Here is a 16,007-nt window from a genome sequence, read left to right as displayed (position 1 = left end):
CCTAGAATCCGCGCCGGCCGTGGGCCGCGAGGAGAACAGGATGTTGCAGGGAGTGGGTGGGAAGCGTTGGGTGCGCGTGTGCGTGGTGGCTGCGGCCGGCGTGCTGGCGTGTGCGGGGAGTGGTGCCCAGACGTCCGTGGCGTCGAATTGCGAGCCCGGGCCGGGAGGTTCGGTGACCGTCAGGATCGGGCACGTCGCGCCGATGACCGGCGCGCTGGCCCATCTCGGCCGCGACAACGAGGACGGTGCCGTGCTGGCCATCGAAGACCTGAATGCGCGGTGCCTCCTCATCGGTACCAGGCGCGCGCGGTTCGAACTCGTGGCCCGCGACGACGGCGCCGATCTGCAGATGGGCCCCCGCGCGGCGCTGTCGCTGGTGGTCGCGGGCGTGAACGGCGTGGTCGGGCACCTGACTTCGAGCGTCACCATTCCGACCGCGAGGATCTACCACGATGCGGGCATCGTCCAGATCTCTCCAAGCGCCAGCAGACGGCCCTACACCCAGTTGGGCTATGCCACGGCGTTCCGGGTGATCGCGCACGACGATCGGCTCGGCGAGTTGCTGGGCCGCTATGCGGTCGAGGTGGCCGGGGGCCGGCGGATCGCAGTGGTCGATGACCGCACGGACTACAGCACCAGCATCGCCGACGCCTTCGAGGCCGGCGTGCTGCAGGCCGGTGGCACGGTGTTGCGCCGCGATCAGGTGATGGACGACGGCGCCGAGCTTGGCGATCTGGTCGCGAAGCTGCGCGCCTCGAAGCCCGATCTGGTCTTCTATAGCGGCATGGACACGGTGGCCGGTCCGTTGCTGCGCCAGATTCATGGAGCCGGCCTGAATCCTGTCTTCATGGGCAGCGACGGCATCTGTACCGGCGAATTGCCACGGCTCGCCGGCGCCAAAGCGATGCGGAGCACCGTGCTGTGCGCCGAAACCGGCGGCACCGAAGAGAAATACCAGCCGGCCCTGCGCGCGTTCAAGGACCGGTTCAAGCAGCGTTTCGGCGTGTCGACGCAGCTCTTTTCACCCCATGTCTACGATGCCGTGCAGGTGATGGCGCAGGCCATGCGCAACGCGGGTTCGGCCGAGCCGGCCAGGTACCTGCCGGCGCTCAAGGCGATCTCGTTCACCGGCGTGACGGGCGCGATCTCTTTCGATGACCGCGGCGACCTGCGCGATGGGCCGATCATTCTCTATTCCTACAACGGCATGCGCCGCGTCAATGTGGCGGTGCTGCGCTGATCAGGAGAGCGGCGCCGTGCCTAGGGCCGCACCGTGATGGCAGTCAGTTCCGAGACCTCTCGCAACCCCGGTGCGCCATCGGGCCCGGTGACTTCCACCTGGTAGCGAACGTAGTTCTTCGCCTCGGGCGAGTACCAGGAGGTCCAGGCATTCTTGCCGACTCCCACGGAAGGTCCCGCGTCCGCCGTCCCGGTGTGAACCACCTTGAGCGCCCTGAACCTGCCGGCGCTGGTCTCCACGTCCTCCCAGCCCGTCACTTCAGCCGCCATCCGGAAGGTGGTGGTGATCCTGTTGTCCGGCGTTGAAGTGGCGTACTCGTAACGCCATTGCTTGCCCGGAAAGAGAGGCCAGGCAAAGTTGACGCGTGTGCTGTTCTTGCCGTTGGCGACATGCACCATGTCGAGGTTCGCGTGATTCGTCATTTCGAAAGGGGGATAGCGCGTGGGCTTGCCGTTGGCCGCGAAGCTCCTCATCTCGATCTCCATGCGAACGTATTCCTCCGTAACGCCCAGCACGGTGAACATGGCTTCGGTCTTGGGGCGTCCCGACCATTGATCCACGGTCTGGTATTTCCAGGTGTCTCCCGGCGAGACCTTGGGCGCTTCGACCGTCTGGCCCATCGACGGCGATGACACGGCCATGGCCGCGGCCAGCAGCATGCCGGCCGAATACGCTGCGAACATGAACTCCTCCTTGAAATACTGAAATCCCGCGCGCGAATTATCCGCGGCGCTCCCTACCGGATCACTCCCAGCCGCCGCGCGATCGCCACCGCCTGCGTCCTGCTCTTCGCATCGAGCTTCATGTTGATGTTGCGCAGGTGCGTGCGCACCGTGCTGTCCGACACGAACAGCTTCTCGGCCATCGCGCCGTTCGAATAGCCCTCGGCCAGCAGCTGCAGCACGCGGATCTCCTTGCGCGTCAGCGGCTCGCTGGCCGCGAGGCCGTCGGTGCCCGCGGCGTCGGCGTTCTCCGGCTCGCCGCCATCGGGCGGGGCCATCGGCCCGGCCGCCTGCAGCAGCCGCTGCACGTATTCGCCGAGGATCGGGTCGCTGCTGCCGCGTGCGGTGGCGCTGTCGTGCAGCGCGTGCGCGAAGCGCTGCACCAGCAGCGCGGCGGCCGGGCCCTCGTCGAGGATCAGCCGCATGTAGCCCTCGTGGCTCGCGGTCTTGAGTACCTCGGCGGCTTCGGCGATGGCTTCGGCCAGGTTGCCCGCGCGCTGCAGTGCCAATGCACGCAGCAGCCGCAGCTTGAGCACGCGCCGCAGCCGCGCGACGGCGAGGGCGGCATGCAGCTCGGCGTCGATGCTGTCGAGGGCCGCGCGTGCATCGCCGAAGGCGATCTCCCAGCGTGCGCGCGCCAGGGTCAGGTAGTCGAGCTCGTGCGCGGGCAGGCGCTGGAGCTTCTCGCGCGCCCACAGGGCCGGGTCGTCGGCGCGCGCGAGTTCGTCGCGCGCGGCGGGGCCGTTGCCCTGCAGCAGCAGCATGCGCGAGCGCTCGAGCTTGGCGCCGGCCACCACGCGCGGCAGCTGGCGCTGGTGGCCCAGGTACTCGAGCTCGGTCAGGGCCTGGAACGCGGCATCGATGTCGCCCGCATGGAAGGCGATGCGCGAGCGCATCGCGTGGCTCAGGATCATGTGGTCGGGCAGGCCCACGTCGCGCGCCAGCGGCAGGTAGACATTGAGCAGGTGCTCGGCCTGCAGCAGCTGGTTCGACTCGTAGACCGAACCCGCGTAGAGCACCCCGGCCCAGGCGTTGCCGTGGCTGTGGTTGTACGAGACCGCATGGGTCGCATCGACCGCCATGCGAAAGCGCGCGGTGGCCTGGCGCAGCCGGCCTTCCTGCAGGTCGAACAGGCCGGCCAGCGACTCGGTGTACATGCGGTTGAAGGTGCTGCTGCCCTGCTGGCGCCGCGCGGCGTCGAGCAGGCGCTGCGCCTCGTGCTGGTCGCCGCGCACCGCGAGGATGTGCGCCATCGCGTTGAGCAGCACGCTGTCGGCGAAGGGCAGGCCGGTGGGCAGCCGCGCCAGGCTCAGGCGGCCGGCCTCGTAGGCCTCGTCGTGCCGGTCCTGCATCGCGAGCAGCAGCGGGATCAGCGTCTGCGCGCTCGCGCGCACCGCAGGCGTGGGGCTGTCGAGGCAGCCCGAGCTCTCGAGCTGCTGCATCGCCTGCCAGGGGCCGTGCGTGAAGCAGGTGGCCCACAGCGCGATCGGCTGCAGCGCGGGATGCTCGCGCAGCTGGTGCTCGGGGATGGCCGAGAACCAGCGCGCGAGCATGCGCATGCGGCCCTGCTCGAGGAAGCGGCCGGCATAGCTGTCGAGCAGCGTCAGCGCATGCGGATGGTCGCCGCCCTCGATCGCATGGTCGATCGCGGGCACCGGCCGCTGCTGCGATTCGTACCAGCCCGAGGCCGCGAGATGCAGCCGCGCGATCTCGCCGGGCATCTCGCGCGCCAGCTGGGCGCGCAGGAAGTCGGCGAACAGGCTGTGGTAGCGCCAGGCGCCGTCGCCGTCGCCGTCCGCGCCGCCGTTCACCGGCGTCAGGAACAGGTTGGCCGCGGCCAGCCGCTCGAGGATGGCCGCGCTGTCGGCGCGCGGGTTGAGCGCCTGGCACACCGAGGCATCGAGCTGGCGCAGGATGCTGGTGCGCAGCAGGAACTCGCGCACCTCGGCGGGCTGGTGCGCGAGCACGTCCTCGGCCAGGTAGTCGGCCACCGCGCGGTCGGAGCCCGAGAAGCGTTCGACGAAGCCGGTCGCGCTGCCATGGCGCTCGAGCGCCATCGAGGCCAGCCAGATCGCCGCGATCCAGCCCTCGGTCTTGCGGTGCAGCTGCGCGAGCAGTTCGTGCGGCAGGGCCTGCGCGGCGGCGTCGCCGGCGTGCGGCCGCAGGCCGAAGAAGGCGCCGGTTTCCTCGAGGCTGAAGCGCAGCCGGTCGGTATCGATCTCCTCGAGTTGGCCGCGCGCGCGCAGCCGGCCCACGCCGAGGTCGGGCAGGCCGCGCGAGCCGATCACCAGCTTGCCGCCGCGCGGCAGGTGCTCGACGATCTCGCGCACCAGCCCGATCACCGCGGGTTCCTGAACCCCCTCGAAGTCGTCGAGGAACAGCACGAAGGGCGCGTCGTGCGCGGCCAGCGCGGCCACCGCGTCGAAGGGCGTGCGTGCGCGCGGCTCCTCCACGCCGAGGCGCAGCACGGCCTCGCCGAGGCCGGCCAGGAAGCGCGAGACGTCGTTGTCGGCACGGTCCAGCGTGATCCAGGCGGTGGCGATGCCGCGTGCCTCGATGCGCTCGCGGCTCTGCGCCATGGTGGTGGTCTTGCCGAAGCCCGCGGGCGCGCGCACCAGCACCAGCTTGACCGCGCTGGCCGCGATGCGTTCGCAGATCGCGTCGCGCAGCACCTGCGTGGCGGCGAAGGCCGGCGGGCTGAGCTTGGTCTCGAGGATGCGGGCGGAAGGAGCGGACGACATCGCGAACGGCGGAGTGGGGCGCGGGCCGTGCGGTCGCCGCGGGGGAAAGCGGATACCGTCGGTTCCGACGATGCCCGCGTCGATTCTGCTTCCTAAACTGGCCGGCGCCAAACCATCCAGCAAGGACCTCCGAAGATGCAACTCGATTCCCGCATTGCCGCCGTCGTCACCGGCGGCGCCTCCGGCCTCGGCGCGGCCACCGCGCGGCGCCTGGCCGGCCATGGCGTGAAGGTCGCGCTGTTCGACCTCAACGCGGCGCAGGGCGAGGCGCTCGCGGCCGAGATCGGCGGCGTGTTCTGCCAGGTCGATGTCACCTCCGAGACGCAGGTCGACGCGGCCTTCGAGCGCGCGCGCGCCGCGCACGGCCAGGAGCGCGTGCTGGTCAACTGCGCGGGCACCGGCAACGCCGTGAAGACCGCGAGCCGCGACAAGGCCACGGGCGAGATCAAGCACTTTCCGCTCGCCAACTTCGACCGCATCATCCAGATCAACCTGGTGGGCACTTTCCGCTGCATCGCCAAGTCGGCCGCCGGCATGCTCACGCTCGACATGCTCGAGGACGGCGAGCGCGGCGCCATCGTCAACACCGCCTCGGTGGCCGCGCAGGACGGCCAGATGGGACAGGCCGCCTACACCGCCTCGAAGGCCGGCATCGTCGGCATGACCCTGCCGATCGCGCGCGACCTCATGAGCGAGGGCATCCGCGTCAACACCATCCTGCCGGGCATCTTCGACACGCCGCTCCTGCAGGGCGCGCCCGACAACGTGAAGGCCGCGCTGGCGGCCTCGGTGCCGTTTCCGAAGCGGCTGGGCAACCCAGCCGAGTACGCGGCGCTGGCCGAGCTGATGATCACCAACGGCTACTTCAACGGCGAGAGCGTGCGGCTCGACGGGGCGATCCGCATGGCGCCGCGCTGAGGCCGCGCGGCTTCACGCTTCCTCGGCCGGCTCCTCGGCACCGCCCTGCCGGTCGTCCACCTTCTGCATGTTGTCGAGGATCTTCAGCAGGTAGTGTAGGGTGTGGGTCACGTCGTTGACCGAGAACCCCTCGAGCACCTGCTCGTGGTAGGCAAAGATCTTCGGCTGCGCCTCGACCACCCACACATGCTGTCCCGACTCGCTCATCGTCACCAGGCGTGAGCGCCGGTCGCGCCCTTCACATGGCCGTCGCGCTCCATGCGGCTCAGCAGGCCCGAGAGGTCCTGCCGGCTCACCTTCAGGTAACGCGCCAGGTCGCCCACGCTCATCCCCCTTCGCCTCGTCGAGCGACAGCGCGCCGAGCACCTCCCTGCTGCGTGTTTGGCCCCTCGCTCCAGTGAGCCGCGAGATCGGCAAAGCACTCGCGCAGCCCGCGTTCAAGTCGCGCGATGCCGGCCTGGGCGCGGAGCCGGTAGCGATCTGAGCTTCGCAAACTGCTGGTCGAGGAGGGCGCGGTGCTGTCCGCGCTGATCGCCCGGCAGAGGATCGTCGTCGACTGGCAGGAGCCAGCCCGTATGCCCATGGAGCAAGAAGCGCCGATCCTTGTGCGCATCGGGTGCCGACAGCTGCATGCGCACCTCGCGACCGAGGATGCGCGCGAGTGCATGCGGGCCTTCCTGGTCAAGTGCGAGCCGGTGTTTCGACACCGCCAGGCCCGCGCCCAAAATCGTCCGATCCGACGACGCCCGCCATATCCTGGGGGCCAACAATTCCCCGAGTCACACCAAGCCCCAGGAGAACCCATGCCCGAAGCCTATATCGTCGCCGCCGCCCGCACCGCTGGAGGCCGCCGCAACGGCCGCCTGGCCGGCTGGCATCCCGCCGACCTCGCCGCGCAGGTGCTCGACGCGCTGGTCGCGCGCACCGACGTCGATCCCGCCGCCATCGAGGACGTCATCATGGGCTGCGTCGGCCAGGCCGGCGAGCAGTCCTCGAACATCGCGCGCAACGCGGTGCTGGCCTCGCGCCTGCCCGAGTCGGTGCCGGCCACCTCGGTCGACCGCCAGTGCGGCTCGTCGCAGCAGGCGCTGCACTTCGCGGCCCAGGCCGTGATGTCGGGCAGCATGGACGTGGTGATCGCGGCCGGGGTCGAGAGCATGACGCGCGTGCCCATGGGCCTGCCGACCACCTTGCCGCTGAAGAACGGGCTGGGCTTCTATGTCAGCCCCGGCATGCAGAAGCGCTACCCCGGCGTCGAGTTCAGCCAGTTCACCGGCGCCGAGATGATCGCCGCCAACTACGGCATCGCGCGCGCCGAGCTCGATGCCTATGCGCTGCGCAGCCACCAGCTCGCGGCCGCGGCCACGCGCGCCGGTCACTTCGAGCGCGAGATCGTGCCGGTGGCGGTGCGGCTGGCCGATGGCAGCGAGCCCGGCGAGATGCACCTGGCCGACGAGGGCATCCGCGGCGACGCGACGCTCGAGAGCATCGGCGCGGTCAAGCTGATCGCCGAGGGCGGGCGCGTGACCGCCGCGACCGCGAGCCAGATCTGCGACGGCGCCAGCGGCGTGATGGTGGTCAACGAGCGCGGCCTCAAGACCTTCGGCCTGAAGCCGCTCGCGCGCATCCACCACATGAGCGTGATGGGCCACGACCCGGTGATCATGCTCGAGGCACCGATCCCGGCCACGCAGCGCGCGCTGCAGAAGGCCGGCATGAAGATCTCCGACATCGACCTGTTCGAGGTCAACGAGGCCTTCGCGCCGGTGCCGCTGGCCTGGCTGCAGGTGACGGGCGCCGATCCCGAACGGCTCAACGTCCACGGCGGTGCCATCGCGCTCGGCCATCCGCTGGGCGCCTCGGGCACCAAGCTCATGACGACGCTGGTGCATGCGCTCGGGCAGCGCGGCAAGCGCTATGGGCTGCAGACCATGTGCGAGGGTGGCGGCATGGCGAACGTGACGATCGTCGAGCGGCTCTGAACGCGGGGCGCTTCAGCCCAGGCCGTTCCAGTCGCAGCGCAGGCGGTAGCGGCGGCCCGCGAGGGTCAGCGTGCCGCGGGCCTGGGCGATGCGCAGCGTTGCGGTGCGGGACGGCCGCTCGACGCTGGTGCCGCTCGCCTGCACGGTGCGGCGCGCGTAGTCGATGGACCGGCGCCGTGGCGTGAATCGTTCGGATGAAAGATCGCCGTGCTGCTCGCGCGCGACGATCAGTTCCGTCAGTTCACCGGTCGACAGGCTGAACTGCACCTCCACCGCATAGGGCCGTCCTGCGCAGGACAGGCTGCCGTTGGCGAAGGCCGGCGCGGCGCAGGCCAGCCAGGCGGCCGCGCAGAGGATCGAGGCACGCAGTCCCGCGATGGTCGGCATCCGCATGTCAGGCAAAGGGGTAGGGCCCCTGCATCGGCCCGATGTGGCTCAGGTGGCTCACCATGCCGTGCGTCTCGTCCCACAGGTGCAGCAGGCAGCCGGGCCGGCCCAAGTAGGAGGCCGGTGCCGCGTCGCTCGCGAGCCGCAGCGCGATCTCGGTGGTGGTGCTCGGCGCGCTGCACACCACCGTGCCGGCCCAGCGCCGCAGCATGCCGCGGTGCACGTGGCCGCACAGCACGCGCTCCACGTTGCCGGCCGCGCGCACCACGGCTTCGAGCGGCTCGGTGTCGATGCAGCGGTAGGCATCCATGTACGGAATGCCGCTCATGAACGGTGGGTGGTGCAGCATGAGCAGCGTGGGCCTGGTGCGGTCGGCCTCCAGCGTGCGCTGCAGCCAGGCGAGGCCCTCCGCATCGGCCAGCCCATGGTGCAGGCCGGGCACGCAGACGTCGAGCGCGACGATGCGCACCGGATGGTCGTCGATGCAGTAGTGCAGCGCGCCCGTGGCCGGCAGGTAGCCGTGGTCGGCGAAGGCCGCGCGGAAGTGCTCGCGGTGGTCGTGGTTGCCGGGCATCACGAGCAGCGGCACTTCGAGCGTGGCGAGCAGCCGGCGCGCCTGCGCGTATTCCTCGGGCCGGCCCTCGTCGACCAGGTCGCCGGTCAGCAGCACCAGGTCGGGCCGGCGATCGAGCGCATGCAGGTGGGCGATGGCCTCCTCGAGCATGCGGTTGGAATCGACCACGCCCTGGTAGAGCACGCCGGCGGGGCGCACGTGCGGGTCGGAGATCTGGGCGATGAGCATGGACATGGGGCGGGCATCCGGTGGTTTCGCATCATCACGCAGATTCCGTTCCCGCCGCGCGCCCTCAATCGTCCGTTCCGACGATGCCGCCCCGGCGCGCTGCTGCCACGATGCGGCGGCCCCCAGCACAGGAGACGCCCCCATGTTCGGATTGATGCAGGACCGCCCGCTCTTGATCTCGTCGCTTATCGAGCATGCCGCCACCTTCCACCCGCACACCGAGATCGTGGTGCGCAGCGTCGAGGGACCGATCGTGCGCACCGACTACGACGCGGTGCACCGGCGCGCGAAGCAGGTGGCCCACGCGATGGCGCAGCTCGGCATCGCGAGCGGCGACCGCGTGGGCACGCTGGCCTGGAACACGCACCGGCACCTGGCGCTGTACTTCGGCGTGTCGGGCGCGGGCGCGGTGCTGCACACCGTCAACCCACGGCTCTTTCCCGAGCAGATCGACTACATCGTGAACCACGCCGAAGACAAGGTGCTGTTCTTCGACACCAGCTTCGCGCCGCTGGTCGAGAAGCTCGCGCCGGGCCTGCGCTCGGTGCGCGCCTTCATCGCGATGACCGACCGCGCCCACATGCCGGCCATCGACGTGCCGAACCTGCTGTGCTTCGACGAGCTGATCGATGCGCAGAGCGACGACTACGACTGGCCCGTGTTCGACGAGCGCACGGCCTCGTCGCTGTGCTACACCTCGGGCACCACGGGCAATCCCAAGGGCGTGCTCTATTCGCACCGCTCGACCGTGCTGCACTCGCTGATGGAGTGCACGCCCGACACCTTCGGCGTGAACTCGGGCATGACCTTGCTGCTCGCGGTGCCGATGTTCCATGCCAATGCCTGGGGCATGCCGTACGCGGCGGCGATGGCCGGCGTCAAGCTGGTGATGCCCGGCCCGCACCTCGACGCGCAGAACCTCTACGAGCTGATGCGCGACGAGAAGGTCAGCATCTCGCAGGCCGTGCCCACGGTGTGGCTGATGCTGTTCCAGTACTTCGATGCCCATCCCGAACTCGATCCGCGCGCGCTGGGCCTCAAGCGCATCGGCCTCGGCGGCGCCGCCACGCCGCGCAGCATGATCGAGCGTTTCGAACGCGACTTCGGCGCCGACTTCGTGCAGGGCTGGGGCATGACGGAGACCAGCCCGATCGGCGTGATCGGCAACCTGCTGCCCAAGCATGCGGCCTTGAGCGAGGACGAGAAGATCGGCATCAAGATGAAGCAGGGCCGCGGTGTCTGGGGCGTGGCGCTCAAGATCGTCGGCGAGGACGGCCGGCGCCTGCCGCACGACGGCAAGGCCTTCGGCCACCTGCATGTGCGCGGGCCCTGGATCGCGAGCGGCTACTTCCGCGGCGAGGGCGGCAGCGTGCTCGATGCCGAGGGCTTCTTCCCGACCGGCGACGTGGCCACCATCGATGCCGACGGCTATGTGCAGCTGGTCGACCGCGCGAAGGACGTGATCAAGTCGGGCGGCGAATGGATCTCGTCGATCGACCTCGAGAACGCGGCCAGCGCCCATCCGGCGGTGGCCGAGGCCGCGGTCATCGGCATCCCGCATCCGAAGTGGACCGAGCGGCCGCTGCTCGTCGTGGTGAAGCGGCCCGGCAGCGAAGTGACCGCTTCGCAGTTGCGCGATTTCCTCGCGCAGCGCGTTGTCAAGTGGTGGCTGCCCGAGGACGTGGTCTTCGTCGACAGCCTGCCGCATACGGCCACCGGAAAGTTGCTCAAGACCCGCCTGCGGGAAATGTTCAAGGGATATGTCGCGACCAAGTCGGTTTGATGACTTGTTCGATTTTTCTGTGGACAACTCTGTGGGTTGTGCGGGGAGCGGATGGGCGAAGCGAGGATTGACGGGGCTTCCCACCACATTGCCTGTTGAATAGGCAGGGGCTCCCGACCGTGCAAAAAAGACTGCGCCACCCCGCGGTTCCATCCAAAAAATCGTGGTAGAGCGACGGAAATCCGGGGGCGCTTTCAGCGCTGCAGCGCATCACGCAAGAAGGCGAGCATGCGCGGCCACGAATCGCTGCGCGCCCGCGCATTGCCCTCGGGCGTGCCGCCCAGGTCCATCGTTTCGCCGGATATCGCATGAACCGAGCGCGTCATGGTGGTCGGCGCGTTCGGCCAGGCGATCGAATGGCCGGCGCGCGGGTAGCTCAGGTGCTCGGCGCGGTGCGCGAATTTCTTTTCGAGCAGGCGCTGCAGCGCGAAGTCGGCGAGATCGGTCGAAGGCCACAGGCCATCGGCCTCGCCCGAGATCAGCAGCACCGGTCCGTTGATCTTCTCGACCTTGATCGAGCTTCGCTCCAGCAGCGCGGGATCGCGCAGCGGGATCAGGTACCAGTCGAAGCTGTCCGCGCGCGCGAGGCCCTGGGCGACGGCTTCGTCCCATTGCGCGTGCGTGAGCGTCGATGCGAAATCGATCTCCTCGCCGTCCAGCGTCCATGCGCCATGGCCGCTCGCCGGATAGGCGGGCCACACGATGCCGCTGGGCACATAGCCGATCACGCAGCCGATGGCGGGAAAGTGCGCGCCGAGCAGCAGCGCGAGTTCGCCGCCGCGCGACACGCCCACGGTGCCGATGCGGTCGGCCCGCACGCCGGGCTGTTCGGCCAGCCATTCCAGCGCGGTGCCGAAGTACTCGAGCGGAATGCGGTCCAGCGTGGGCGGCAAGCCCTCGGCCGCGAAGTAGGCCAGCGCCAGCGCGGCGAAGCCATGCGAGGCGAGCAGCGCGGCCATCTCCTGCGACCACGCCAGGCCGCCGTTCGATCCGCCGAGCACGAGCACGGCCGGATGCGGGCCCGCGCCCGCGGGTTCGAACAACTGGCCGACCAGGCCGCGTTCCCTGACATCCCGTTGCCGCACGCCGTCGCCGACATACACACGGCGGATCGAGACCGAGACCGCGCTGCCGTCGCTCTCGCGCACCGCGCTGAGCGTGGCGGTCAGCGGATCGTCGTGCAGGCCCGCGATGCCGCCCACGCGCTCGGGCGGCACCAGCGCGCGCGACCAGAACAGGCCCATCGCGTCGGCGCGCTCGTAGCTGCCCGCGACCGGCGACTGCCGCGCGGGATCGACCGTGCCGCTGGCGTCGGCCACGAAGTGGGCCTCCGATTGCGTCACCTGGTGGCCGAAGCGGTTGCACAGTTGCAGCACGACGCGCTCGCCGGGTGCGAGACCGCGCAGGCGGATCTCCAGCGATTGGTCGACGAGACACTGCGATGGCAGGGGATCGAATTTCATGCCCGCATTCTCCCCGCGCCACCTTCGGCGCACCTTCAGAAGAACTCGTCGAGCAGGCAGTAGAACGCGATGCGCTCGGCATCGGGCGCGATGCCGTAGCGTTCGAAGAAGGGCGCGGTCCAGCCCTCGCCGAGGTTGAAGCCGATGCTGCGCGCGGCCAGCGCGAGGTCCTGCCAGCGGTCGGCCACGCCGACGCGGCCGCAATCGATGAAGCCCGTGAAGCCGTCGGCCGTTGCCATCAGGTTCGGCAGGCAGGCATCGCCGTGGGTCACGACGAGGTCTTCGTGCGCGGGCCGCGTCGCGTGCAGTCGCTCGAACAGATCGAGGGCGGTCCAGCCCGCGCGCTCGTCGTCGAAATCGCTCTCGTCGACCAGGCCGGCCACGGCGCGCGCATGTGCGTCCTCGATCCGGTGTGCCAGGCGATGGTCGAAGGGGCAGGTGGCGACCGGCACCCGGTGCAGCAGGCGCAGCGCATCGGCCATGTGCACGACGATCTCGGCCGGGCCGAACGGGCCCGATGCGAGATCGCGGCCCGGCACGGCGCTCATCAGCAGCCAATGGCGATCGTGTTCGAGCGCCTGGTCGAGCACTGCGGGCGCGGGCAGGTCCTGGCGCGCGAGCCATTCGAGCCGCGCGATTTCGCCCGGCAGTTCTGCGAGGGGCGCCACGGGCTCGGACTTGAGGAACAGCAAGGCACCATCGGCGGCCTCGATGCGAAACACATCGGCGCCCGATTCGCCGATCGTCTGGCGCTGCCAGTGGGCATCGGCCAGGCGGGCACGCCAGGTGTGAGGAAAAGGGGGCAGGGGATTCAAGCGCGAAGGACTCCAGGGCGTGGCGCGGATGGCGCGGCACGCATCGTCGTCGCTCGCGCTCGCCTTTTCAAGCAAGCCACCACCGGCCCGCGGGCCGTTGCGCGCTAGTCCTTCTTCGGCGCGTCGGCGGCGTCCTCTTCCGCGTGGCCCAGCACGATCTGGCCCTCGGTGACGAAGCGATCGAACTCGATGCGCGGGATCGCGGCGGTCAGCGGATTGCCGTCCTCGGTCCAGGTCAGCACCACGCTGTCGTCCGCGACCAGCGCCTGGCAGACGCCTTCGGGAATGCGGATCTGCGGGCCATCGCCCGCGCGGAACTCGACCACGCCGGCGATGCGGGCGTCGAGGCGTGAAGTGGCGGTGGTATTCATGGTCGTGGAGGTCCTCGGATTGGAAGTCCAAAGCCTCGCCGAAAGCCGGGGAGGCCCGCGTGGGACGACATCGCCGATGCGCGCAGGCGCAGCGTCGCGAGGCCTTTGGTGTTGTAGGAGGAGTCCTGCATCGGGACTGGATTTCGTCCTCGCGAGCGCGCCCGCGCGAAGCGCTCTAGTCGGCGCGACGAAACAAGATGCAACCCGCTGGAGACAAGAGAGATGAACTTCGAAGGAATCTATTGCTTCGACACCGCCACGGTGCGTTTCGCGTTCTACCCGAACGGTCCGCAGGGCCAGCGCGTGCTGGCGGAGATCACGGAAGACGCGCTGCACGATGAATTCGGCGTGCGCGAGGGCGGCCCCCAGTTGCTCGAGGCCTGCCGCGCCTACTTCGACGCGATCGAGGCCAAGGCCCGGGAGCGTTATCGCGACGAGCCGCGCTGCCTGATCTCGCTGACCTCGGAAGACTTCATCCGCATTCCCCGCTGAGGCGTTCGCTCTCGCGGCGACGGCCCACGGCGCGTGTTGTCCTACGCGCCGGGACGGGCCGCTTTCCAGAGTGGGTGGACGCACCGCGTGCTTTCCCTCTCTCTTTCTGGAAGGAGAACCCTCATGGCTTCGAAGACCGATACCCGCGACCCCAAGGACACCAGCAAGCCCTTTCCGTTTCCCACCGCCGAGTCGCACGGCAAGCCCGCCCCCGAACACGACAAGCCCACCCACGAGGCACCGAGCGAGGATGCGCTCGACAGCGGCGTGGAGGAATCCTTTCCCGCCAGCGACCCCGTCTCGGTGACGGTCACCAAGGTCAAGCTGCCGCCGGGTAAGGCCGGTGCGTGATCCGGGACATCGTTCCCGGACTACGCACACAAGCGCTCGCGGCGACTGTCGGGCATCCGGACCGGTCCCGATGATCGGCCCACGATGCCACAGACCGCCGCCACAGCCACACTCTCCCGCGAGGCGGACCATACCGACGCCGCCTCCGTTCCCCAAGGCCTCTGGCGCCGCTGCAAGCGTTGGGCGTTGCCCGTGCTCGGCATCGTGGTGCTGGGGCTCTTGCTCTCGCACGCGCACAAGGTCGACTGGGCCGGTGCCTGGCATGCGCTGCAGCGCTATCCGTTGTGGCTGCTGCTCGGCGTGCTCGCCCTCTCGACCGCCAGCCATGCGCTCTACGGCTGCTTTGACCTTCTCGGCCGGCTGCACACGCGGCACAAGCTCGCCGCCTGGCGCACCTGGGCCATCGCGGTCACGAGCTATGCCTTCAACCTGAACCTCGGCTCGCTGGTGGGCGGCGTCGCGATGCGCGCGCGGCTCTATGCGCGCGCCGGGCTCGACGAGGCCACGGTGGCGCAGATCGTCGGCCTCAGCCTTGCGACCAACTGGCTGGGCTACGGCCTGCTGGCCGGCGGCCTGTTTGCCGCGGGCGCGATCGACCCGCCGCGCCAGGCGCACCTGGGCGTGGTGGCCTTCCGTGCCATCGGCGTGCTGATGATCGCGCTCGCGATCGGCTACGTGATCGCCTGCGGCGTCGCGCGCGGCAAGCGCTGGACCCTGCGCGGGCGCAGCGTGCAGCTGCCCTCGGCGCGGCTCGCGCTGCTGCAGATCTCGCTGTCGGCCTGCAACTGGGCGCTGATGGGCGCGGCGATGTACCTACTGCTGGGGCAGAAGGTGCCGTACGCGACCACGCTGTCGGTGCTGATGGCGGCCTCGATCGTGGGCGTGTTCACGCCCATTCCAGCGGGGCTCGGTGTGCTCGAGGCGGTGTACCTCGCGCTGCTGTCGGGCAGCGTGCGGCAGGGCACGCTGATGGGCGCGGTGCTGGCCTACCGCGCGCTCTACTACCTGCTGCCGCTGGGCGGCGGGGTGCTGCTGTACCTGATGCTCGAGCGCCATGCATCGAACCATCCCGATACCGCGGTCGATGCCGCCGCTACTTGACGGCCTCGCTGCCGGTACGGGGCGGCGGTTGCCGCGGCTTGTCCTTCTTGTCGTCGGCGTAGGTCGAGACACTGAGCTGGCCATCGCTCTCGATGCGCGCGACCCGCACCTTCGCGATGCTCTCCACGCCCTGTTCGCGCAGCTTGGCCTCGAGCTCCTCGCGCGTGATCATCTGCCGGCGCAGCGCGCGGTGCACCGGCCGGCCATGCTTCACGATCACCTCGGCCGGCGGATCGAGAAAGCGCGACACCGCCTTCACGTGGTAGCCGAGCCAGTCGAGCCCGAAGTTCCAGGCGATCAGCGTGCTCAGCAGCACGAAGCCGTCGCCCAGGGTCTTGTAGTCGCCCTGCATGCCATTGCTCGCGGCGTCGGCCACCAGCACCACGAACAGCAGGTCGGCCACGCCGAGCGAGCCGACATCGCGCCGCAGCACGAAGCGGAACACGACGAGCAGGAACCAGTAGACGGCGCTGCCGCGCAGCACCATCTCCCAGAGGGGCAGTTCGGGGGTGAGGAGGGCGGCGAGTTCGGACATGCGGGCACTGTGGGCAAGGTGCGCGCGCGCGAAGCGTCGGCCGGACGCGCGATCGCTTGCAGGCGACGGCGAAGGCGCCTCGGCTTGTCCGCGCAAGGGGCCGCTTCCTACGCCATGGGCCGCATGATGAGTGCAGCGTTGTCGCAGGCGGCCGTCGCTGGCCCGTGGTGCCTTGGCGATGGCCTTGTCCTCCCGTTGCAGATTGCGAGGTCTGGCATGCATTGCGTTTCGACTCTCAGCCACTCCCCCCGAGCACGCATCCGTGCGATCGCGTTCGGCGTCGTTCTCGGTTGCACGGCCGCCG

General features: G+C 69.7%; 15 protein-coding genes and 1 pseudogene. 7 read left to right on the top strand and 9 right to left on the bottom strand.

From position 1 onward, the window contains the following. Nucleotides 1-172: 172 nt before the first annotated feature. Nucleotides 173-1,240 (top strand): branched-chain amino acid ABC transporter substrate-binding protein, encoded by a 1,068-nt coding sequence (locus tag AC07PU_RS09180; protein ID WP_495316884.1) that lies wholly within the window; start codon nt 173-175, stop codon nt 1,238-1,240. A 20-nt stretch (nt 1,241-1,260) separates the two neighbouring features. Here AC07PU_RS09180 and AC07PU_RS09175 read toward each other — a convergent pair whose 3' ends face one another. Beyond that, on the bottom strand, nt 1,261-1,923 hold the full coding sequence (locus AC07PU_RS09175) for a hypothetical protein (RefSeq protein ID WP_495316882.1): 663 nt from the start codon (nt 1,921-1,923) through the stop codon (nt 1,261-1,263). A gap of 53 nt (nt 1,924-1,976) precedes the next feature. Then, on the bottom strand, nt 1,977-4,703 hold the full coding sequence (locus AC07PU_RS09170; RefSeq protein WP_495316880.1) for a winged helix-turn-helix domain-containing protein: 2,727 nt from the start codon (nt 4,701-4,703) through the stop codon (nt 1,977-1,979). Nucleotides 4,704-4,838: 135 nt separating this feature from the next. Here AC07PU_RS09170 and AC07PU_RS09165 point away from each other — a divergent pair, with 135 nt between their 5' ends. Next, complete coding sequence (locus AC07PU_RS09165) at nt 4,839-5,621, top strand: SDR family NAD(P)-dependent oxidoreductase (protein ID WP_057589659.1); 783 nt, start codon at nt 4,839-4,841, stop codon at nt 5,619-5,621. 12 nt (nt 5,622-5,633) lie between these two features. Here AC07PU_RS09165 and AC07PU_RS09160 read toward each other — a convergent pair. Beyond that, a pseudogene (locus tag AC07PU_RS09160) lies at nt 5,634-6,029 on the bottom strand (MarR family transcriptional regulator); the annotation flags it as partial. A 395-nt stretch (nt 6,030-6,424) separates the two neighbouring features. Between AC07PU_RS09160 and AC07PU_RS09155 the strand changes: the two are divergent. After that, complete coding sequence (locus AC07PU_RS09155; RefSeq protein ID WP_495316877.1) at nt 6,425-7,603, top strand: acetyl-CoA C-acetyltransferase; 1,179 nt, start codon at nt 6,425-6,427, stop codon at nt 7,601-7,603. Between the two features lie 12 nt (nt 7,604-7,615). Here AC07PU_RS09155 and AC07PU_RS09150 read toward each other — a convergent pair whose 3' ends face one another. Together AC07PU_RS09150 and AC07PU_RS09145 are read right to left on the bottom strand one after the other, a co-directional pair. Then, the gene (locus AC07PU_RS09150; RefSeq protein WP_495316874.1) at nt 7,616-7,996 is read right to left on the bottom strand and encodes a hypothetical protein; all 381 of its coding nucleotides are present in this window, start codon (nt 7,994-7,996) and stop codon (nt 7,616-7,618) included. Nucleotide 7,997: 1 nt separating this feature from the next. Then, the gene (locus AC07PU_RS09145) at nt 7,998-8,798 is read right to left on the bottom strand and encodes a phosphodiesterase (RefSeq protein WP_495316872.1); all 801 of its coding nucleotides are present in this window, start codon (nt 8,796-8,798) and stop codon (nt 7,998-8,000) included. Between the two features lie 136 nt (nt 8,799-8,934). On the opposite strand from AC07PU_RS09145, the gene AC07PU_RS09140 reads away from it, so the two are divergent. Continuing rightward, nucleotides 8,935-10,575 carry a long-chain-fatty-acid--CoA ligase gene (locus tag AC07PU_RS09140; protein WP_495316870.1) on the top strand — a complete coding sequence of 547 codons (1,641 nt, stop codon included), beginning with the start codon at nt 8,935-8,937 and terminating at the stop codon, nt 10,573-10,575. A 194-nt stretch (nt 10,576-10,769) separates the two neighbouring features. On the opposite strand, the gene AC07PU_RS09135 is transcribed toward AC07PU_RS09140, so the two are convergent. From AC07PU_RS09135 to AC07PU_RS09125, 3 genes are all read right to left on the bottom strand, one after another. After that, a complete protein-coding gene (locus AC07PU_RS09135; protein ID WP_495316868.1) occupies nt 10,770-12,038 on the bottom strand; it encodes an acyl-CoA thioesterase/bile acid-CoA:amino acid N-acyltransferase family protein in 1,269 nt (422 codons plus the stop codon). Nucleotides 12,039-12,073: 35 nt separating this feature from the next. Further along, on the bottom strand, nt 12,074-12,853 hold the full coding sequence (locus tag AC07PU_RS09130; protein WP_495316866.1) for an APH(3')-II family aminoglycoside O-phosphotransferase: 780 nt from the start codon (nt 12,851-12,853) through the stop codon (nt 12,074-12,076). Between the two features lie 104 nt (nt 12,854-12,957). After that, complete coding sequence (locus tag AC07PU_RS09125; protein WP_057589671.1) at nt 12,958-13,224, bottom strand: hypothetical protein; 267 nt, start codon at nt 13,222-13,224, stop codon at nt 12,958-12,960. A 222-nt stretch (nt 13,225-13,446) separates the two neighbouring features. Between AC07PU_RS09125 and AC07PU_RS09120 the strand changes: the two genes are divergently transcribed. From AC07PU_RS09120 to AC07PU_RS09110, 3 genes are all read left to right on the top strand, one after another. Then, nucleotides 13,447-13,716: a hypothetical protein gene (locus AC07PU_RS09120; protein ID WP_093343278.1), complete on the top strand. Its 270-nt coding sequence runs from the start codon at nt 13,447-13,449 to the stop codon at nt 13,714-13,716. Between the two features lie 123 nt (nt 13,717-13,839). Beyond that, a complete protein-coding gene (locus AC07PU_RS09115; protein ID WP_093343276.1) occupies nt 13,840-14,067 on the top strand; it encodes a hypothetical protein in 228 nt (75 codons plus the stop codon). 192 nt (nt 14,068-14,259) lie between these two features. Beyond that, nucleotides 14,260-15,168, top strand: a complete 909-nt coding sequence (locus AC07PU_RS09110; RefSeq protein ID WP_495317261.1) for a lysylphosphatidylglycerol synthase domain-containing protein — start codon at nt 14,260-14,262, stop codon at nt 15,166-15,168. Here the strand turns inward: AC07PU_RS09110 and AC07PU_RS09105 are convergent. After that, nucleotides 15,161-15,703, bottom strand: a complete 543-nt coding sequence (locus tag AC07PU_RS09105; protein ID WP_495316863.1) for a DUF421 domain-containing protein — start codon at nt 15,701-15,703, stop codon at nt 15,161-15,163. The two genes, AC07PU_RS09110 and AC07PU_RS09105, sit on opposite strands and share 8 nt — an antisense overlap. Between the last annotated feature and the right edge of the window lie 304 nt (nt 15,704-16,007).

The sequence above is a fragment of the Variovorax sp. GW821-FHT10D07 genome (assembly GCF_059415325.1).
The sequence above is the reverse complement of the archived record's forward strand: the minus strand, read 5'-3'. Positions and strand labels throughout refer to the sequence as shown.

What these genes read in the sequence shown, in the direction of transcription:
- AC07PU_RS09120 (WP_093343278.1), top strand. Translation starts at nt 13,447, where the DNA reads ATGAACTTCGAAGGAATCTATTGCTTCGACACCGCCACGGTGCGTTTC.
- AC07PU_RS09165 (WP_057589659.1), top strand. Translation starts at nt 4,839, where the DNA reads ATGCAACTCGATTCCCGCATTGCCGCCGTCGTCACCGGCGGCGCCTCC.
- AC07PU_RS09140 (WP_495316870.1), top strand. Translation starts at nt 8,935, where the DNA reads ATGTTCGGATTGATGCAGGACCGCCCGCTCTTGATCTCGTCGCTTATC.
- AC07PU_RS09115 (WP_093343276.1), top strand. Translation starts at nt 13,840, where the DNA reads ATGGCTTCGAAGACCGATACCCGCGACCCCAAGGACACCAGCAAGCCC.
- AC07PU_RS09105 (WP_495316863.1), bottom strand. Translation starts at nt 15,703, where the DNA reads ATGTCCGAACTCGCCGCCCTCCTCACCCCCGAACTGCCCCTCTGGGAG.
- AC07PU_RS09170 (WP_495316880.1), bottom strand. Translation starts at nt 4,703, where the DNA reads ATGTCGTCCGCTCCTTCCGCCCGCATCCTCGAGACCAAGCTCAGCCCG.
- AC07PU_RS09135 (WP_495316868.1), bottom strand. Translation starts at nt 12,038, where the DNA reads ATGAAATTCGATCCCCTGCCATCGCAGTGTCTCGTCGACCAATCGCTG.
- AC07PU_RS09155 (WP_495316877.1), top strand. Translation starts at nt 6,425, where the DNA reads ATGCCCGAAGCCTATATCGTCGCCGCCGCCCGCACCGCTGGAGGCCGC.
- AC07PU_RS09145 (WP_495316872.1), bottom strand. Translation starts at nt 8,798, where the DNA reads ATGTCCATGCTCATCGCCCAGATCTCCGACCCGCACGTGCGCCCCGCC.
- AC07PU_RS09125 (WP_057589671.1), bottom strand. Translation starts at nt 13,224, where the DNA reads ATGAATACCACCGCCACTTCACGCCTCGACGCCCGCATCGCCGGCGTG.
- AC07PU_RS09150 (WP_495316874.1), bottom strand. Translation starts at nt 7,996, where the DNA reads ATGCGGATGCCGACCATCGCGGGACTGCGTGCCTCGATCCTCTGCGCG.
- AC07PU_RS09175 (WP_495316882.1), bottom strand. Translation starts at nt 1,923, where the DNA reads ATGTTCGCAGCGTATTCGGCCGGCATGCTGCTGGCCGCGGCCATGGCC.